Below are 2014 nucleotides of genomic sequence, written 5' to 3'. Positions count from 1 at the left end.
GTCTTCTCGTACAGCGACGGGCCGTGTCCGCTTCGGTGATGTCGACGAACCGGCGCTCGACGATCGGCCCCTCGTCGACCGCCTCAACCATGACGTGGAGCGTCGTCCCGTGTCGCCAGTGGTCGTCTCGCCGCGCGTTCAGGATCGAGTGCGTGAAGACGTTCGATCCGCGGTAGCGCGGCAGCTCCGCCTGGTGGAGGTTGAGCGCGGCCTCGCGGGGGTGATCGAGGAGTTCCGCGTCCAAAATGTTCGGGTAGTAGACGCTGAGCAGGTAGTCGACGGGGACGTTCAGCACGTCCCGCTCGTCCGCGAGGGGAAGCGTCCGGTAGCCGAGCGCCGCGGCCCTGTCGCGGACGGAGCCGTCCCACCAGTGCGTCTCGTCCGGCGGGTAGGTGACGACGAGTTCGACGTCGACGTCGGGATGTGCGTGGAGCCGGTCGAGACACTCGATTCCGAGGGGATGACTCCCGAAGAACGCGACCGATACCATGGGCGTTCCGCGGCCGGGCCGACTATTGTTATCCCCGTCCTTCGCCGGTCTCGGAGGCGACCGCCGTCGGAAGGGGACACATACTTACCATCCGACTGTCGGGAACGCAGGGCATGCGCGAGGAGCTCTTAGCGAAGTGGGTCGTCCAACCGTCGGCACCGCCCAACGTCCAGTACCTCCGGGACGCCGAGCGACTGGCGGCGTGGGACCTCCTCGGACGGCGCGAGCGCGTGCTCGACGTCGCCTCCGAGGCGAACGTGACCGCCGGTGTCGACGCGGCCGAGGTGACGCGACTGGACTTTTCGCCGGCCGCGAGCGACCGGGCGCGCTCGGTCCTCGACGACGACGTGGAACGGTACGAACACACCGACCCGGAGTCGCCGCGGCTGCCCTTCCCCGACGACGCCTTCGACGGGGCCGTGTCGATCGGTCCGTTCGACTGGAAGTTCCTCGACACGGCGGCGCTGTCCGCCGAGCTCGGTCGCGTCGTCTCTCGGGACGGGCTGGCCGTCGTCTCGGTGCCGACCGAGCGGTCGCCGTACGAGCGGCACAACTGGCCGAAACTCCGGTATTTCTCGCCCGAGGAGGCGACTGAGCTGGTGTCGCCGACGTGGCGCGTCGCCGACCGCGAGCCGATCTTCCAGTACCCCTACCGGCTTCACGGTCTGATCAACGAGCTTCCGGACCGCTATCAGGACCAGTTCGTCGACGCGGCCCGGACGGCCACGACCGCGCTCGGGGCGACGGACTGGCTCGACGCCGCGTCGTATCTGGTCTTCGGACTCCGGCCGATGCCGTTCGCCGACTCGCTCGACGCCGCGCTCGATTCCCTGTTCCGCCCGACCGACGAGAACGGCTTCTGGAACGAGCGGGAGGGCACGTTTCAGCGGGCGCTCCGCTACGAGTTCGACGAGGACGGCGTCGGTGCCGGCTTCCGGTGGACGCCGGAAGACGACGTGGAGTGGCGGTACGCCCCGTTCGCCCTGATGGGCGCGATGCAGTGGCGGGCCTCGGCGCTCGGCACGACCGCCCACGACTCGCGGATCGAACGCGCGCTCTCGTACTTCCTCGCCCGTCTGGAGGACGGAACGATCGAGTCGGCGATGCCGAGCTACGGCGTCGGCCCGCTGACCGACGCGTTCGCGCTCGCGGCGACCGTGTTCGACGAGCACACCTATCGACCGGCCGCCGAGCGACTATTTGAGACCGCCCGCGACGCCGACTTCGACCACGCCGAGGACTGCCTCCTGCTCTACGGCTGGGTGCGGCTGCACGAGCACTTCCCGTCCAACCGCGTGCGCGAGGCCATCGACGACGCGATGTGGGCGGTCGTCGACCGGCAGACCGCGAGCGGTCGCTTCTCGTTCGACAACCCGACGACTCGACGCCATCAGAACCAGATGTACGCGCTGTGGGGGCTCTGCCGCGCCGTCGAAGTGACCGGCCGGACGAGCTACCTCGAGAACGCGGAGCGGGTGCTGACGGACGCCGTCGACGAGCGGATGCGCGACGACGGCGCGTTCC

Annotated in this window: 1 protein-coding gene and 1 pseudogene; one reads left to right on the top strand and one right to left on the bottom strand. The window is 69.3% G+C overall.

Going from position 1 to position 2014, the window contains the following annotated elements; genetic code table 11:
• Positions 1 to 58: 58 nt before the first annotated feature.
• Positions 59 to 490: pseudogene (locus BN903_RS08155) on the bottom strand (formyltransferase family protein); the annotation flags it as partial.
• Positions 491 to 603: 113 nt separating this feature from the next.
• On the opposite strand from BN903_RS08155, the gene BN903_RS08150 reads away from it, so the two are divergent.
• A partial coding sequence (locus BN903_RS08150) for a methyltransferase domain-containing protein (RefSeq protein WP_048077275.1) occupies positions 604 to 2014 on the top strand: 1411 nt, incomplete at its 3' end.

The organism is Halorubrum sp. AJ67, assembly GCF_000513435.1.
This window is presented reverse-complemented; position numbering and strand designations above follow the sequence as displayed.